This is a genomic window from Rahnella sp. NRRL B-41462, assembly GCF_003263525.1.
GTDB lineage: Bacteria > Pseudomonadota > Gammaproteobacteria > Enterobacterales > Enterobacteriaceae > Rahnella > Rahnella aceris.
On sequence record NZ_JYDF01000090.1, the window covers coordinates 33,409 to 51,579 of the forward strand.

General features: G+C 49.8%; 13 protein-coding genes. 3 read left to right on the forward strand and 10 right to left on the reverse strand.

Features of this window, described 5'->3' with window-relative positions; genetic code table 11:
• Positions 1-62 precede the first annotated feature (62 nt).
• From UC14_RS20110 to tssB, 9 genes are all read right to left on the reverse strand, one after another.
• Positions 63-407 carry a putative T6SS immunity periplasmic lipoprotein gene (locus UC14_RS20110; protein ID WP_037033062.1) on the reverse strand — a complete coding sequence of 115 codons (345 nt, stop codon included), beginning with the start codon at positions 405-407 and terminating at the stop codon, positions 63-65.
• Positions 404-949: a hypothetical protein gene (locus tag UC14_RS20115; RefSeq protein ID WP_037033061.1), complete on the reverse strand. Its 546-nt coding sequence runs from the start codon at positions 947-949 to the stop codon at positions 404-406. Before UC14_RS20115 ends, UC14_RS20110 begins: the two co-directional genes overlap by 4 nt.
• 640 nt (positions 950-1,589) lie before the next feature.
• Positions 1,590-4,247 carry a type VI secretion system ATPase TssH gene (gene tssH / locus UC14_RS20125; RefSeq protein ID WP_112198296.1) on the reverse strand — a complete coding sequence of 886 codons (2,658 nt, stop codon included), beginning with the start codon at positions 4,245-4,247 and terminating at the stop codon, positions 1,590-1,592.
• Between the two features lie 161 nt (positions 4,248-4,408).
• Positions 4,409-4,900, reverse strand: a complete 492-nt coding sequence (gene hcp / locus UC14_RS20130) for a type VI secretion system effector Hcp (RefSeq protein ID WP_013577830.1) — start codon at positions 4,898-4,900, stop codon at positions 4,409-4,411.
• Positions 4,901-4,932: 32 nt separating this feature from the next.
• On the reverse strand, positions 4,933-6,627 hold the full coding sequence (locus UC14_RS20135) for an OmpA family protein (protein WP_112198297.1): 1,695 nt from the start codon (positions 6,625-6,627) through the stop codon (positions 4,933-4,935).
• Between the two features lie 3 nt (positions 6,628-6,630).
• Positions 6,631-7,284: a type VI secretion system protein TssL, short form gene (gene tssL / locus UC14_RS20140; protein ID WP_112198298.1), complete on the reverse strand. Its 654-nt coding sequence runs from the start codon at positions 7,282-7,284 to the stop codon at positions 6,631-6,633.
• Entirely contained in the window at positions 7,281-8,618 is a 1,338-nt protein-coding gene (gene tssK, locus UC14_RS20145; protein ID WP_037033058.1) for a type VI secretion system baseplate subunit TssK, read from the reverse strand. Before tssK ends, tssL begins: the two co-directional genes overlap by 4 nt.
• A gap of 11 nt (positions 8,619-8,629) precedes the next feature.
• Positions 8,630-10,177 (reverse strand): type VI secretion system contractile sheath large subunit, encoded by a 1,548-nt coding sequence (gene tssC / locus UC14_RS20150; RefSeq protein ID WP_112198299.1) that lies wholly within the window; start codon positions 10,175-10,177, stop codon positions 8,630-8,632.
• A gap of 31 nt (positions 10,178-10,208) precedes the next feature.
• Complete coding sequence (tssB, locus tag UC14_RS20155; RefSeq protein ID WP_013577825.1) at positions 10,209-10,703, reverse strand: type VI secretion system contractile sheath small subunit; 495 nt, start codon at positions 10,701-10,703, stop codon at positions 10,209-10,211.
• Positions 10,704-11,549: 846 nt separating this feature from the next.
• Here tssB and UC14_RS20160 point away from each other — a divergent pair.
• Positions 11,550-13,097: a methyl-accepting chemotaxis protein gene (locus UC14_RS20160; RefSeq protein ID WP_112198300.1), complete on the forward strand. Its 1,548-nt coding sequence runs from the start codon at positions 11,550-11,552 to the stop codon at positions 13,095-13,097.
• Between the two features lie 72 nt (positions 13,098-13,169).
• Here the strand turns inward: UC14_RS20160 and UC14_RS20165 are convergent, their stop codons facing one another.
• Positions 13,170-14,717: a methyl-accepting chemotaxis protein gene (locus tag UC14_RS20165; RefSeq protein WP_112198301.1), complete on the reverse strand. Its 1,548-nt coding sequence runs from the start codon at positions 14,715-14,717 to the stop codon at positions 13,170-13,172.
• Positions 14,718-15,122: 405 nt separating this feature from the next.
• On the opposite strand from UC14_RS20165, the gene UC14_RS20170 reads away from it, so the two are divergent.
• Both UC14_RS20170 and ovoA read left to right on the forward strand, forming a co-directional pair.
• A complete protein-coding gene (locus tag UC14_RS20170) occupies positions 15,123-16,247 on the forward strand; it encodes a site-specific integrase (RefSeq protein ID WP_112198302.1) in 1,125 nt (374 codons plus the stop codon).
• 146 nt (positions 16,248-16,393) lie between these two features.
• Positions 16,394-18,171: 5-histidylcysteine sulfoxide synthase (gene ovoA, locus UC14_RS20175; protein WP_112198303.1), on the forward strand; the 1,778-nt coding region annotated here is incomplete at its 3' end.

Sequence of the window (18,171 nt, forward strand, 5' to 3'; positions counted from 1 at the left end):
CTGCACTGTATTTATCCGGAAGCAGAAAGATGAGCTCCGGTAATATGCATTCCTTTAAATAGTTAATATTTATAAATTAATCTGGCTGCGTATACTTTTCTTTCCCCAGCGTTAATTTTCACAACGGAGAAACTGACATTATATTCAATGCCACTAATGAATTTATATCCCATCAAGGGTAGGCATCTATTTTTTGCATGTTGTTGACCAGGAATGTTGGCCTTGAATTCTACTTTCTCGCCTGATTTTTGTATTTTCATCTTCTCGTAAATAAAATCACTGTTTATTCCAGGGGCAAGCAAGCAGACTTCTTGCCCGGATTGTCTAACCTCAGCAGGATCCCAGGGGATTTTGTCACCCAAACACCCAGTTAGTAAAAAAACACAGATGATAATTATTTTTTTCATAAAGCCTCCGGGGAGGGGAAAGAACCTAATATATTTTCATACATACGTAAAAGGTCACCTTCTGCATAATAACTATCTTTATTTATGAAATTGTTCCCCCAGAGATCTTGCCAGACGCTGTATCCGAATTCCCGAAGGATAAAGTAGTCTGATACGATGGATGCTTGTTGCTCCATTGAGTAGTCTGAAAGCCGGTGTTTAACCAAATTATAATGATAATCGGCAGCCCAACTGAATAATCCACATATCTTAACCATCATGCCATGTTGGTACTGCCAGACATGACATAATTCATGAAGATAAACATGTTTGCTGTCTATACTTACATTTTTGGCTGAAAAATCAGGTAAGTAATAACCTTCGCGAAAATAGATTTCACCATTTGGTGTCATCGCCACGTTTTTTGACTGTAAACCGAAAGGAAGATAGCTGTCACAATGGATCCAAACGCTTGAGTAATTTATTTGGTTGCTGTATAAGCTCTGAGCTAATGCGATTTCTCCTGGTGTCATTATCCTAAGCTTTCCCTCTCCTTCCGACATAGGTATCTCCTTAATAGAAATTAAAATCGTATGTACTTACTAAACCTAGCGTCATGCCAATTCCCGTAACGAGTCGGGGAATAATTATGAGGAAGAAGTTTTTTATATTCACTTTCACTCGATTCAAAAGTGTTACTCATGTATTAACGGTAATCTAATTTAATGACTATTTTTATGATTGTCTTGGGATTCAATAAAACATGAGTTTTTCATGTGTGGTTAGTAGTAATTATCCCACCTTTGGTGAAGGTTGGGGAATGCATATCAGTAGATTAAATATCCAATGGTAATTAATAAAATAGAACATTCACCCCAGAAAAACTATATTCGCCATCGGAAATAAAGAAAAATCATGCACAAAGAATCGCTCCGGAAATAACCATTGTTGAACCTATCGCGCCGGCAATTTTATAAATAAAAGTGACTACAATTCTTATTATGTTCATAATGCCTAAATAACAAAAGTTACGGGCAGCGAAGTAAAATCTTTTCCAACAGCACCCCAAAATCCATCGCTATCTACATTGATAGCATCAAGCATGTCGCGTGCAATCTCTTTTGCACCTTCCATAATGATTTTCCCCATTGAGAATCTGGAAACTATTTTACGCCGGATTACCCGGCGCTCCATTACCGATCTTTATTCTGCGGCAGCATCGTCAAATTCCAGCGTGATCCCTTCGTCCTCATCCCAGCCCAGTGCCAGCGCCGTGGTGCGTTGTTGCGCTGCCATGCGTTGCAACAGTTGCTGGCTCAGTACCGGCAGGATTTGCTGATTGAGCAGGCTGTCGATGTTGCGCGCACCGGTATCCGGCAGCAGGCAGGCAGCGACCAGCGTGTCGTACAGACTTTCTTCGATGGAGCAGGTCAGGCCATAGTGCTTGTTCAGACGTTTCGCGACTTGTGCCAGTTTCATCTCAACGATAGTGCGCAGTGCGACGGCGTTCAGCGGACGATAAATCAGTGTCTGGAAGCGGGCGAGCAGGGCGGGCTGGAAATGATCGCGCAGGATCGGGCGCAGCAGTTCCTGTAAATCGCTGTCAGTGGTTTCCGGCTGTTCATCCAGCAGTTGCATCAGGTGGTCGCTGCCGAGATTGGCGGTCATCAGGATCACGGTATTGCGGAAGTCGATTTCACGTCCTTCGCCGTCGCGCATAAAGCCGCGGTCGAACACCTGATAGAACAGGTTGATGACATCACGGTGGGCTTTTTCCACTTCATCGAGCAGGACGACGCTGTACGGACGTTTACGCACGGCTTCGGTGAGAATACCGCCCTGACCATAACCGACGTAGCCCGGAGGTGAGCCTTTCAGCTGGGATACGGTATGCGCTTCCTGGTATTCGCTGAGGTTAATGGTGATAAGGGATTTTTCGCCGCCGAACAGGCAGTCAGCAAGGGAAAGTGCAGTCTCCGTTTTACCCACGCCGCTCGGACCGACCAGCAGGAATACGCCCAGCGGGCCGTTCTCGGACGTCAGACCGGTTTTGGCGGCGCGCAGACGTTGTGCCATGTCGGTCAGGGCATGATCCTGTCCGACGACCCGTTTGTTCAGGTGATTTTCCAGTTGCAGTAAATCGGTCTGCTCATCTTTCAGCAGGCTGGTCAGCGGCACGCCGGTCCAGTCGGCAATGACTGTCGCAACGGTGCGGACGTCCACGTCAAGAGACAGCAGCGGGGCGCTGCCCTGCAACTGGGCCAGTTCTTGCTGCAGCGCGTGAATATCTTCCTGACGGCTGATGTCCTGACGGATTTCCAGCAGCTTATGCGTCAGGGCTTTTTCGACTTCGTACTGCGCTTCGAGAGCGGAAAGCTGGGCATTGAGTTCGCGGTCCAGCTCACCGATTTTTTCCAGACGTTCACCGTGGGTCTGACTGCCGAGCGCGATATCTTCCAGCAATGCCTGCTCCTCCATTCCCAGTGCAGCTATCTGCGCCTTAAAGCGGGTCAGCTCTTCCGGCAGGGTATCGAGGCTCATGCGTACACGGGCGGACGCGGTATCGAGCAAATCGACGGCTTTGTCCGGCAGCTGGCGGCCGGTGATGTAGCGGCGGGAAAGGCTGACGGCGGCTTTGACGGCTTCGTCGGTGATGTGAACACCGTGGTGCTGTGCGTAGCGGGACTTCAGGCCACGCAGCATCAGGCAGGCCATTTCATCGTCCGGCTCATCGACTTTGACAATCTGGAAGCGGCGCTCAAGGGCGGCATCGCGCTCAAAATACTGTTTGTACTCAGACCATGTGGTAGCAGCAATCGTGCGCAGTTCGCCACGGGCGAGCGCAGGTTTGAGCAGGTTAGCAGCATCTGCGCTACCGGCCTGATTGCCTGCGCCAATAATAGTGTGTGCTTCATCGATAAACAGCAGAACCGGCGTGGGTGATTTTTGTACGGCGTCGATGACGTTTTTCAGGCGTTGCTCAAACTCGCCTTTCACACCGGCACCGGCCTGCAACAGACCCAAATCCAGCGTGCGCAGGCTGACGGTTTTCAGGCTGTCGGGCACATTGCCTTCCGCAATACGTAATGCCAAACCTTCCACCAGCGCTGTTTTACCGACGCCCGGTTCACCGACCAGAATCGGGTTATTTTTGCGGCGACGGGAGAGAATATACACCATCTGACGGATTTCATTGTCGCGGCCAAACACCGGATCAATCTGACCCGCTTTGGCTTTTGCCGTGACATCCAGCGTGAATTTATCCAGCGCGGCCTGCAGCGCTTCGCTTAACGACTGGCCGGTAACACCAGACTCTGCTTTTTGTGTCGCTGAGTTTTCAGAAAGCGCGGAAGGTGTGCGGCTAAGGCTTTCCTGTTGTTGCAACTCCGGGCGCTCTTCGGACAAGGCATCCAGCACGGGCTTGAGGCGACGGATATGTTCTTCGCTCAGGCTGAACAGCGGCCATAAACCTTCGCAGCGCAACAGGCGCGGTTGCGCCATCAGCGCCTCCAGCAAATTGACACTGCGGATGCTCTGGTTGTCATCCTGCAGTGATGCCGCCAGCCAGCCCGCTTTCATCAGCGATTGCAAATCCTGAGAAAGTTGAGGACGCGAATGCACGGAACGCGGCAGGGCATCCAGATGTGCCAGCAGGCTTTGCCACAGCGCATCCATATCCCATTCGTAGCGTCGGGCCAGCACGGTGATGTCGCCTTCGCCCAGTTCCAGCAGTTTGAGCAGCCAGTGCTCAACGGTAATTTCATTGTGGGCGCGGGTCTGGCAGAGCGTCGCGGCGGCTTCCAGCGCTTTCGCGCAGTACGGATTTAAGCGGCGAAGTAAGACAGCTGACTGATGTTCCATGCTAAATTCCTTTTTTAGGTACGCTACCGCCCTTAGCCTTTTCCGTTGCAGGAAACCCAGGCCCATAAGGTCGATGTCCGGTTGTGTTTTTGTTTGCTCAACCGCCAGGCAGCGGCTCAGGAAACAAAAACAGCAGACGGCGAACCGTCTGCTGTGGGGTGTTACGCGGTAGTACGTTCGTTCCAGGAATCGGAATGAATGATGTTGCCGTCTTTGTAGGTCCAGGTGATTTTTTCGTAACGCAACTCGATAGCTTCGAGGTGGTTGTGTTTCTCTTTAGCCGGATCTTTGATGTCGTGCATTTTTGGCGCGACTTTTACCAGCTTGACGTTTTCCAGTTTAGTGTTGAAATACTCCACTTCCTGGCCCGCGTCATTGATGCGATACCATTTGAACTCAGCAGATTTCAGGGTCTGGCCAGTGGTCACCGCTTTGTACAGGTACGGGCTGGAGGAATCGATTTCTTTGGTAAACAGGAACGGGGTGTGAATACGAGTACCCGTCAGTTTGCCGGTGTTGTTATCGGTCGGGATATACAGGTTGTGATCCTGTGCAACCACTTCGATGCTGCCTTCGCGATCTTTAACGTCTACGGAGCCTTTAATGTCCGCACCGCCGTCGTCTTTCAGCCACAGATAAACAGGAATTGCCATGGGTAGTTCTCCATTTCTAAGGTAAACATTCATCAATCATTTGATGAACTTGGGGTTGCTGATGCTTTGCAGGCATCTGCCTGTGGCACCAGACTGATTTCGACACGACGGTTAGCCGCACGGCCTTCCGGGGTATCGTTTGTTGCAACAGGGCGTGTTGCGCCGTAGCCCTGTACGGCAAAGCAGCTTTCGGACACGTCGCCGGTATCACGCATCCAGTTGCGTACTGACTCTGCACGTCTGAGTGATAACATTTGATTGGATTTATCATCACCTGTGTCATCAGTGTGACCCGCTACCACTATCAGCCAGCCCGGTTTGGCTTTGATCCCAACCAGCGCGTTGATCAGCACTTTGGTGGAGCTTGTTTTAAGTTCGGATTTACCCACGTCAAAAAGTGACAGGGAATCTAGCCGGATCGTTTTCGGCCCCTGAACAATTTGATTGATCACCGGCGGAGGCGGAGGGGGGGGAGTCCAGCTATTGATGGCGGTCTCCAGTGGTGCGACCAACCGCATCCCCTGATATAAGCCCAATGACATACGCATTGGTGCTCCGCTGCGCAGCCAACCATCCAGCAAACCGGCGTCGGTGCGTAATTGTTGCTGAGCAATGAGCTTTGGCGAGGAGGGTGTGCCGGTGAGACGGTTATACAGGGCGAGATGGTCACCCACGCTTTGCACCAGACGCTGGTTATTTACAAAAGACGCCAGCAGGGCGAAGAGCAGGAAAACACCACATAGCAGCCCTGCCAACTGACAGGCTTGCATCAGCCGGGAAACGCCATGACGTTGCGGCAGATAGGGCAGCAACACCTCCGGCAATGGCAGGCATTCTTGTGAATGGACAACGCCGGGGGTTAGCGTAGTCACGTCACCTATGTGCGCTTGCCACAGATTGTCCAGACTCCCGGCGACGGGCGTAAAACAAGCACCCCATGCGCAAGGGGTCAGCGAGGGGACATCGCTTTGCTGACGCGTCAGAATGCTGCTGACGTGAGTTTCAAGCCAGGGCAGCAGGCTTTCTATCCAGAAGACCGTGCTCAACCTTTCCTGAGTGTTTCTGATATCCAGTTGCTGGCTCCAATCCATCAGCGGTATGACGCCTGCCCCTGCTTCATGAACCTGAACGTTTTTATTTCCCGGAATGATGGTAAACCACCGCTCAGCCAGGGTGTCTGTTACCACAGGCGGAGATAGCCAGGTGCTGACCCAGACGGGGGGAATTCCAGCCAGCCAGTTTTTGCATTGCACAATGGCACGGTGCCAGACATGGAGTTTTTGTGCGAAGTCGTCCTTATCCTGATGTTGCTCGGGGACTATGGCCAGAAGAATGGAGATCTGGGCGGTTAGCGCCGGGCGTTCTGCCGCGAGATGCTGTGCCAACAAAGGCAAGTGCTCTGGAAAAGTGACTGGCAGATACCAGCCCTGACCTGTTTCACGGAAAGGGACCGAGTCGGAGAACAGCGGAGCACTGTCGCCACAAACCAGCACAACAGCGCCCTGAAAATCCTCAGGCGGAAGAACAGCGTCCGAAATATGTGCATGTGCAATTTCATTACGGTGATTTTTACGCCACTGAATATAGCCCGTAGCACCACTAATGATGACCACCAGCATGCTCAGTGCCATACGGCTTCCTGTGCCGAGCGGCCAGAAGCCGAGAATCAGCCATAAGGACAAACAGGTCGCCAGAAGCAGCAGTATTAGCTGTGTTAATCCGCGCATCCGTCAGTGGTTCCCTGTTAGCTGAGAAACCATGTGTGTCAGTTGCGTGTTCAGCACAAACCAGAGCGCAATCAGAATCACGGTGCCCGCTACCCACGAAAGCCAGTAGGTTCTGCGTCCGGAGCGCAATCGCAGCGAACGTGAAACAATGGGCATTTCCTGAGCCGAGGCGAAAGGCGGCACTAACTGATTTAGCTTGCGAACCACATCTTCTCTGCGCTCATCCCCTTGTTCGCGATAACGGCCAGAGAAACCCAACGTCAGCGCACGGTAAAAGCAGGTGAGCACCGCAATATCAGGAGCAGGTTCATGGAGCACATTGCGAATACGTTCCCATAACTCTTCCCCGGCATTCAGAGTATTGAAGTAGCGTGCCTGAAGTGGGTCTTTAAGCCATTTGGTGTTTCCGCTATCGGGTTCCTGGCGGTTAAGTACACTTTCATCTAATAAGGCACATTGCGTATAAAGCATGTGGTCGCAACTAGATTCGCTGAATCCTGCGCGTGATAAGGATTCTCTCGCGCCATCAATCCAGTCGCAGGCGCGGCGGTAAAGAGCCTCACCATCTTCGATTTTCTGGCCGTTACGCAACTGGCTGACCATCAACCAGCAGGGATAAAAAACTTCATCAACAATTGATCCATTTATCTTGCTCATGAGCGCAACACCGCAAATAGTTCAAGTTTGATTTCACCCAGTGAACCTGGGGTATAGAAAGCGCAGTTTCCAGCATCCAGCATTGCCTGGGCGGCAGCACTGTTCAGGTCCAATGCAAAATATTGGTTTTCAAGGCGCAACGGGATAGCGGCCGGTACATGAGACAGCGCCTTCATTACGACACCATTCAATGCCACGTTGACCACGTCAGAAACATCCTCAAAACTCCCTGCTTTGCAGAGCAGCGGGAACTGAGTTTGCAGCAGGTGGTTTGGAATGGATGAGCGCACGGAAAGATAGAAATCAGCGCCGTCGCGCAGACGGGAATCATGCAGCGATCCGGTCCAGAACTGGCCTTCATGCGTCAGTTCAATCGCGACCATACGTGATGGCAGACTGGCTTCGAGCAGGGCATCCAGCAGGGTAAACAGCGGAGGGAAAACGTTTTCCGGCGCATTATGCTGATACAGAGGAATATCTTCTGCCTTATGCTCGAGGGAAAACGTCAGCAGACTGCCCGCCAGACGCACCAGTTCACGATAGAACAGTTCAGGATGGCGGGCAGGGGACTGATAAAGCTCCATCAGCACAGGTTCGGCACTGTTCAGTGCGTTCAGTAACCAGAACAACGATACGTCGGCTACTGCAAAGTCGGCCATTCGCTCATTGCTTTCGCGGCGCATCGCCATCAGGCGTCGACGGCGGGCCTGAAGGCGGTGAATTAAATCACCGAGTTCCGTCAGGACTGCCGGAGAGGACGACAACGAGAGCATTGGCGGAATGAACTCTGCATCCGGTGTCCATTGGCCTTGTGCATTACGCACAAGACGTACAACAGGGCAGGTCAGATACGCGCTGTTTTCCTGATGGGCAAAACGGAGCGTTATCGCATAACGCTGAATAGCCAGTTCTGTCCGTTCATGCCCTGATAACTCCTGCACGGTGACCCATTCCTGCTGCCAACGACGTGGACGTTCACTGTCCTGACCGTCATCCAGATTGCCGCCATTGGCTGAAAGCAGAGGTAATGCCAGCACGACATCAACGCTGTCCCGGTCAGAAATTGCAGATAAATCGCAAGCTGGAGGCAAATTATCCGCCAGCTCGGTATCAATCAGCGTCCCATCAGGAAAACGAACCTTCAGGCGTAAAGCATTCAACCTGGAAAGGGCTAATGAGCCGATGTCGAATGTTGCATCAATCACTCCCCAGGGATTTGCCAGAGCCATATGAGCAACTCTGTCAGACACAAAAGCATCCCAACGGGCTTGTTGCTGGAACTGTTGCGGGGCCAAAAAGGCCCCGTCGCTCCATAATGGGCGATAAATTTTCATCGTTTCTCCGCTTATGCCTTAGCTTTAGGCATCTGAGAAACCAGAGACAGATTCACGTCCATACCTTCCACCTGGAAGTGCGGTACGGCGTACAGTTTCACGCGGAAGAAGCCCGGGTTGTCTTCGATATCTTCTACGGTCACTTTGGCATCACGCAGCGGGTGAGAGGCCTGCAGGTCATCGCCCGGGTCGGTCATTTCGGTTACCAGCGTGCGGATCCAGGTGTTCAGCTCCAGTTCCAGCAGACGACGGTCTTTGGTGGTGCCGATATTTTCCCGCTGAATCAGCTTCAGGTAGTGTGCGATGCGTGAAAGCAGGAAGATGTACGGCAGGCGCGCATTGATGCGGCTGTTTGCGGTGGCATTGGCAGTATCGTACAGCGCCGGTTTCTGCGCAGAGTTTGCGGAGAAAAAGCAGGAGTAATCGCGGTTTTTGTAGTAAGACAGCGGGATAAAGCCCAGATTGGCAAATTCAAATTCGCGGGTTTCCGGGATCATCACTTCTGACGGGATTTTCACCTGATTGCCGGTGCCGAGATCGTACAGATGGATCGGCAGATCAGTCACTGCACCGCCCGCCTGTGGGCCACGGATTTGCACACACCAGCCATTTTTGATGAAGCTTTTCACCATGTTGGCCGCAAAGGCGAACGCCGCGTTTGTCCAAAGATATTTCTCGTGATCCGGACCTTTCACTTCTTCAACGTAGTTGAAGCTGCGAACAGGAACGGTATCCGGACCATACGGCAGGCGACCGAGTACGCGCGGCATGGTCAGACCGATATAGCGGGAATCGTCAGAATCGCGGAAGGATTTCCACTTGATGTATTCCGCACGGTCAAAGTAGTTGCCGATATCTTTAATCGCCGCCACTTCTTCCATGGAATCTTTCAGGAAGAATTTAGGGCCGACCGCACCGACGAATGGCATATGCGCAGCGGCAGATACTTTAGAAATGTTACGCAGCAGGGCGACATCTTGCGCCGACGCGTCAAACTCGTAGTTGGAAATCACAGAACCGATTGGCTCGCCGCCCGGTGTGTCATATTCCTGAATGTAGGTATGACGGTACAGGCCGCTCTGGATGATCTCAGGACAATCTTCGAAGTCCTGACGGAGGTTGTCTTTAGACACATCCAGCAGTTCAATTTTTACGTTCTGGCGGAAATCAGTACGATCAACCAGGAACTTCAGACCACGCCAGCCGGATTCAATACGCTGAAATTCCGGGTGATGCATGACCACATCCAACTGACGGCTGATCTGGCTGTCGAGTTCGGCGATATGATGATCGAGCAGGGTTTTGTCCAGACGTTCAACCGTCTGACCGGACAGCTTCAGGCGCTCAAGGAAGACCTGTACAGCGGCAGTGACACGCTGATCAGCGGTAACATCTGCCAGCGCAGACGTATCCTGAAAATCGTTCAGATCACCCAGTGAGGACACAGGCGTCAGGTTGATTTTATCAAACAGGGAAGCGTATACCGTACCGGCTTCAGGGCGATCCAGAACCGTTGTCTGGCTGGAAGAAGAGTTTTCAGTGTTGACTGACATGAGCATTATCTCGCATTAATCCATTAAGTGGAGGCAATTACGCCTTTGGCGCCAGGGCATTAAGTTCAGTGCGCAGTTCATTGCTCAGCGCAGGATCTTTTAGAATGGCTTCGAGCTCTTTACGGAAGGTGACGTTGTCGAGCAGATTGGATTTGAGGTCACGTAATAAGTTACGCATTGCCAGCATCGCGCGCAGTTGGGGGATCTGACGGGCAACCTGTTCTGGCTCAAAATCTTTCATTTCATTGAAATTGAGAGAGATATTTTCTTCGCTGCGATCACCTGTTAGCGTATTTTCCACAGTCAGGTTCAGTGAAGGGCTGAATTCAGCCAGTACGCTGTTAAAGTTATTCTTATTAATGTTAACTTTTTCGCGTTCAGATAACGGACGGTTCTCTTTTCCATTACTGTAATCACCCATTACCATCAATTTTAACGGTAATTCGACTTTCTTCTGTGCGCCGCCAGTGTGTAGATCAAGTTTTATGTTAACGCGCGCTTTCGGAATTTCATTCTGGAAGCTATTAGACATGCTTATCCCTTACTTATAGAGTGATAAACGCTGCCAATGATTCTTAAAATATGATATTGGCAACCCTGCCAAAACTACATCCTTTTCCGAGGAAAACGTCGGAATAATTCAGGGTCACAAGCGATTCAAAATATTTATGAGAAACATTTCGCAGTGTGTTTTGAATTTTTCTGAAAATAATATTGCAGGTAAATACCTGTGGTGACATTTTAGGTAAATATTACGCAGCATTGACATTTAAATGGTGTAACAAAACATTTCTATTGGTGCGGCGTGACACATTCGCTTATGTTCATTGATATATAGGAGTTTTATCCGAACTTTCAGCAGGCCTTATAGAATGCGGGTGTGACTTAAGTAAAATTTTATGAGGGTATGCAGATTCAAGTGAAAAGTGACAAAAAATAAATTAACTATTCTTTTAAATTGCTTCATTAAAACCATTCAACTTAACTCAGTATCGTATTTAATTCATAATCATTTCTCTATAAAAACAATAATAGTATTCACGGTGGTAATGTTTACAATTAATTTTCAAAAATAGTTCCATGAAAATTTTTTCATTTTTAGTGGGGTTAGTTGTATTAATAACGATAAGCAGGGGGGTAAGTATCCTGCATGAGGTCATATTCATATCTTTAATATAAGTGTTAGCAATAATTTTTTTGGGAAACACTCAGATTACTCACAGGTGTTTTGACTGCAGTAAACGTCTTTAAACATGTTCGGAAATTTCTCCTACGATCGATCATCGTGCCACAAATTGCAGATAGTGCGCTGGAAATATTAAACATTTGAACAGGAATGCCGATAAACAGATTCCCGCTTTATTTTGAGAATCTCCCGATGTCGCTTAAAAAGTCGTCTTTACTTGTTCTTGTTATTCTTTTCGCACTCTTTTTCACCAGTATGCTTTCGAATGTTTGGCTGCTCACCCGGAGTAATCATTCACTGGATGATGTGAACAAGGAAATCCGTGTGGTGCTTTCTATTATCGACCCAATTAACCACAGCCGAACCTCGCGTGTTCGCGTGATGGAATATATGAAAGAAATTGAAAATGGAGACGGTCAGCAGTCAAAATCTGCTCTGGACGGAGTCACTGAGGTCATCGGTAAAGCCGATGCGGCGTTTCAGACGTATCTTGATGTGCCGAAATTGCCTGGTGAAAGTGAACTGGCCGATGAATACCGCAATACGTACCAGGACTATCGCCAGAACGGTATCCAGCCCTTGATTGACGCTGCAAAGTCCGGTGATCAGGCAGCGTTCAAAACCCGGATCCCTGCGGTGGTGAAACTCGATCGTCAGTATGAAATCGTGTTGGATAAAGTGTTGGCCCTCCATGAACAGTACGCAAAAAATCTTAATAATGTTGCACAAAGTCATTTCAAATTTGGTATCGGTTTGACGGTCGGTTTTGGTTTGTTATTTCTGATCATCATTATCAGTGTTCTGGTGTTAATGAAGCGCTTTGTTCTGCTACCGCTGCTGAGTTCTCGCGATCACTGCCGTCAGATTGCTGAAGGTTATCTCGATACGCCAGTACCGGTGAAGGCCAAATCCCGCAGTGAGATTGAAGAGTTGATGCAGTCGATAGAACATATGCGTCAGTCGCTGACCAGAATTATAAGGCAGGTACGCGACACCAGCCATACCGTGGCGCATGCATCGCAGGAAATCTCCGCAGGTAATATTGATCTGGCTTCCCGCACTGAACAACAGGCCGCAGCGCTGACACAAACCGCCGCCAGCATGGAAGAACTTGGTGCGACGGTAAAACAAAATACCGAAAATGTCTCCCGGGCAAGCAGTCTGACACGTGAAGCTGTCCAAAACGCGCGCGCAGGCGAGAAAGTCGCTCAGGACGTGATTGGTACGATGGGGCGTATTAACAGCAGTTCGAAAAAAATCGAAGATATTACAGGTGTGATCAATAGTATCGCTTTTCAGACAAACATTCTGGCGCTCAATGCCGCTGTTGAAGCGGCACGCGCGGGTGAGCAGGGGCGTGGATTTGCAGTGGTGGCCAGTGAAGTGCGCAGTCTGGCGCAGCGCAGCGCCATGGCAGCAAAAGAAATCGAAAGTCTGATTTCTGAATCGGTGGCGAATATTCGCGAAGGGTCGGATGAGGTCTCACGCACCGGCGATTCCATTTCAGCGATCATTTCCTCTGTCACTCAGATTAATATATTAATGGAACATATCTCGATAGCCTCTGATGAACAAAGCCGCGGGATTAGCCAGATTGAACAGGCGGTGACAGAAATTGATGGCGTGACGCAACAAAACGCAGCGCTGGTTCAGGAATCGGCTGCCGCAGCGGCCTCGCTGGAAGAACAGGTTCTTCATCTGACCCGCTCAGTATCAGCGTTCAGACTGGCAACAGTGTAATCAGATCGTTGTAATGACATAGCTTATTGAAATAGATGCGGTGATTAGCCGCCTCTATTTTACTGAATAACGTTACCGGAACACCCCCACGGCTTCAACCAGACGGTCGGCCTGTTGCTTCAGACCTGAAGAAGCATTGGCACCTTCCTGAACCTGAATGGAATTTTGATGTGTGATGCGGTCCAGTTCTTCAATGGCTTTGGCAATATCCAGTAATCCCTGATTTTGTTCGCCAGTGGCGCATCGGATTTGCCCGATGAGTGACGTCACATTTCGCACCTGAGAGACGATGTCGGCCATCGTTTTCCCTGCCTGATCAACCTGCTTCGATCCCGACACTACCGTTTCCACACTGCTGTCGATCAGGCGTTTAATTTCGCTGGCTGCGCTGGCACTTCGTTGCGCCAGGCTGCGCACTTCTCCGGCAACCACGGCGAAGCCTTTGCCTTGTTCACCCGCGCGAGCCGCTTCAACTGCGGCATTGAGCGCCAGAATGTTCGTCTGGAAAGCGATGCCATCAATAACATTGGTGATGGTGGCAATTTGTCGTGAACTGCCGGTGATTTCCTGCATAGTGCCGACAACATCCTGCATAGCATTGCTGCCTTTTTCTGCCGCCGCACTTGCTATCAGTGAAAGTTTGTCGGCTTCGGCTGCCGTCTGTGTGTTGCTTTCAACTGTCGTGCTCATCTCATTCATTGCTGCAGCAGTTTGTCCAACGTTAGCGGCAGTTTGTTCAGTACGTTGACTCAGGGCTTCATTACCATTCGCCAGTGACTCACTGGCCGTGCGGACTTTGTGCGCCTGATCGTTGACATCATCCACCATCCAACGGCAAATCAATCCGAGCTGGCCAACAGATCGTAACGTCATACCAATTTCATCGACCCGCTCCATTGGCGTGATCGTATGACTCGCGCCGCTGGCAACACGCAAGGTCTGACTGCAAAGCTGTTCGACCGGGCGGGTAATCTGCCATTCCATCCAGAAATTCAGCAACAGAATGAAAAATGCATTGAGTGCCAATGCGGTATTCATCTGTATCACGGGCAGGGCAGTCAGCGCAGAAATGACGAGTGAGTTAAGGACGAGTAAAACCAGCAAACCGCTGCGGATCCGCCAGCGCACAGAAAGCGTTTTTAAAATAGAAAAACTGCGGGTAATGCCGGTACGGATCAACAACCCCCGATGCAAGCGGCGGTTGTTCAGTTCGCCGCGATTCATTTTGTCATAAAGCGCCTGGGTTGCATTAATCTCTGGAGTAGTCGGTTTGGTGCGGACAGAAAGGTAACCTTTGGTTTTACCGCCACGAATGATCGGTACGACGTTGGCACGTACCCAATAATGATCGCCATTGCTGCGGCGGTTTTTCACCAGTGCTGTCCAGGGGAAACCCTGTTGTAATGTAGCCCACATATCTTTGAATGCCGAAGGAGGCATATCGGGATGGCGCACAACATTGTGAGGCTGCCCGATAATATCTTCACTGGCAAAACCGCTAACTTCTATAAATGCATCGTTGGCGTAGGTAATACGGCTTTCGGCATCTGTCGTTGACATCAATGTTGCGTCGTCAGGGTATTGATATTCCCGTTGTGATATTGGCTGATTATTGCGCATAGTGACATTTCCATGGCCAGACTGCGGTTTAAGTGAGATTAAGGATCCTTAACTATTAACATTTCGGCATAAGCAAAATTTTCTTTAGGGAAGCATGACGTTATTTATGACGACAACCGTTATTAGGGCGAATGCATACGGGTGAAAACGTCGGTTTTTTCGCCAATCCATAACGTATAACGAAGATATGAGTAAAAAATATGCGTTATATCATTATGTCTGTTGCTTTTATGAACAACACACAACGGCTGGCTCACCATAAATCCCCTTCATAATCGCTCTATTTTTCGTTATTAATGATCTGTGTGACTCCAGACTTAATAGGTCTGGAGTCATAAACCTTTTGCCTAAGATCCTCAGGCTTGTTATAACTCCGGCCTGTGATTTTTGAGGTGAATTGGGCAGATGAGTAAGATCGGATCCGTAACAACAGTCGAAGGAGATTTTGCTGCCGGGAATGTTGGTCAGCATGTTTTGGCTTATCTGCAGAATGTGAAAATGACACCGCTTGCCAAACTGGATGATTTTGATGAGGAGGGCAATGCAACGGTCGGGCAGGTGATCAATATCTGGATCCGGCTTTCATTGATCCTGACACGACGCCGGCCAGAAATTGCTGTTTCATCCCTGATGAAACATGTGTTGCCAGTGATCGGCGAAGTGCCTCTGAATAAAATCACCCGTTTACGACTGAACCGTTTGTTTAATGTACTGCTGGCGGACGGGAAAGTTTCAGAAGCAAAACGGGTATTCGCGCTTTGTAAGCAATTTTTTGGCTGGGCAGAAACCCAGGGATATCTGGCACATTCGCCACTAAGTACCATGAAGCGCCGCGACGTCGGCGGTCGGAATACCCCGCCACGCGAACGAACGTTAACCGATGCTGAAATCTGGGTTTTCTGGCATAGCCTTGATTTATGGGATATTTCTGAACAATGTCGCTGGGCATTGCGGTTGTGCCTGCTGACTGCACGACGACCAGATGAAGTGGTGCGCGCCAGAAAAGATGAGTTTCATTTGCAGATCGGCATCTGGCGACAGGGTACGCGAAATAAATCGGCCCGTGATCACAGCCTGCCGCTGACGCCATTAATGATCACCTGCATCAATGCTCTTCTATCAGCCAGTCCGAAACACAGTCCCTGGCTGGTGCCTTCACCGCTCGATGCACAAAGACCGTTATCACGCGGTGCGGTGACACAGGTTATACGCCGCCTGCTACGCGCGGAACGGGGGCCGGGGATTGATGCTTTTACCACCCGCGATTTACGCCGTACGGCGCGTTCCAAGTTATCCTCCCTGAATGTGCCGAATGATGTTGCGCGCAAAATTATGAATCATTCGCTTGAAGGGATCGACCGTGTTTATGACACTCACGATTATCTGCCGCAGATGAAACAGGCGCTGGAAGCATTTTCTGACAATATTCAGGGCATCATTGATGCACCAGATTACTACGATTTACGTCATCATTTTGAGGGCGAATCTCTGCATGTTCGTGAAATTTCGCTGTTGTTTATGGAGAGATAGCGAGCATAGGCCCGATTTTAAGGTTATGTTAATGTCTGACGATTGAGAATATAAAGCCGGTAAAAACCAGACCGGGAATAAGCCAAAGATGTGACCTGCTACAATTGTGTATTGATTTGGCAACGCAAGAAGACAGAGGACTAATAATGCTTTCAACACAAAACAAGGCTATCGGGTTGCCAGAACCGACGCAGACCATTTTGCTAAGCACCGGAACAGCGGAAGAAAAACGTCAGGAAATTCGCGATTATTTCATTCAAACCTGGGAGCTGTACGAGAGCCTGTTTGATTGTCTCGCTGATGAAAGAGCCTATTTCAATAAGGCAATTTCGCTTCGCCACCCGCTGATTTTTTATTTCGGTCATACCGCCACTTTTTATATTAATAAGCTGATGGCTGCGGGGCTGATTCCTCAACGTGTTGATTCACACATCGAAGCGATGCTGGCGATCGGTGTGGATGAAATGAGCTGGGATGATCTCGACGATCAGAACTATAACTGGCCATCTGTTGTTAACTTGCGTCAATACCGCGACAAAGTACGTGAAGAAGTGCTCGGTATTATTGACACCATGGCGCTGAGTTTACCCATCGGATGGGACAGCCCTGCCTGGGTGATTCTGATGGGCATTGAACATGAGCGCATTCATCTGGAAACATCCAGTGTATTGATCCGTCAGTTGCCGGTGGAATGGGTTAAGCCACAATCTCACTGGCCGGTGTGTGGAATCGCCCGTCATGACCGCAACAGCGTACCTGATAACACTATGCTGGCGGTGAAAGGTGACATTGTCACGTTGGGTAAGCAGGATGATACCTACGGCTGGGATAACGAATACGGCACATCTCAACAGAAAATTCAGGCATTTAGTGCCAGTAAGATGCTGGTCAGTAACGCTGAATTTTATACTTTCATACAGGCGGACGGCTATCACGATGCCCAGTGGTGGGATGAGGAAGGGCTTGGCTGGCGGGATTTTGCGCGGGCTGAAATGCCCACTTTCTGGGTGGGTTCGCCCCGGGAACCTGAACGGCTGAAACTTCGCCTGATGACGGAAGAAGTGCCGATGCCATGGGACTGGCCTGCTGAAGTTAATCAACTGGAAGCGGCAGCATTCTGTCGCTGGAAAGCGGCGCAGACCGGTGAATCAGTACAGTTGCCGACTGAAGCTGAATGGATGATTCTGCGTAATCAGGTGCAGGGTGATCAGCCAGACTGGGAAACAGCACCGGGAAATATCAACCTCGCATGGTGGGCATCATCCTGTCCGGTTGATCATTTCGAACAAGGTGATTTTTATGATGTTGTGGGGAATGTCTGGCAATGGGCGTCTACGCCGATCAGTGGATTTGACGGCTTTCGTGTTCATCCTTTATATGATGATTTTTCGACGCCAACATTCGATGGTAAACATTCCATGATCAAAGGCGGAAGCTGGATTTCAACGGGCAATGAAGCGCTAAAATCTTCGCGTTATGCTTTTCGTCGCCACTTTTTCCAGCATGCCGGTTTCCGCTATGTGATTTCCAGCCATCAGGAAGTGGTGAAAGTGAATCCTTATGAAACTGACGGGCTGGTGGCGCAGTATCTTGATTTCCAGTACGGTCCGCGTCATTTCGACGTAACGAATTATGCAGTTCAACTGGTTGATATTGCAGTTGAAAATACAGTTAATCGTGGCAGGGCGCTGGATATCGGGTGTGCTACGGGACGTGCCAGTTTTGAACTTGCGCGTCATTTCGACTCTGTGGTTGGAATGGATTATTCCGCGCGATTTATTGATGTCGCTCTGGCTCTGGCACGCGGTGAAGCCTGTCGGTATGTAATCCCGGAGGAGGGCGAACTGGTGGATTATTGCCAGGCTTCGCTCGCTGATGTCAATATCTCAGCAGAGCAGACAGTGCGGGTGAATTTTGTGCAGGG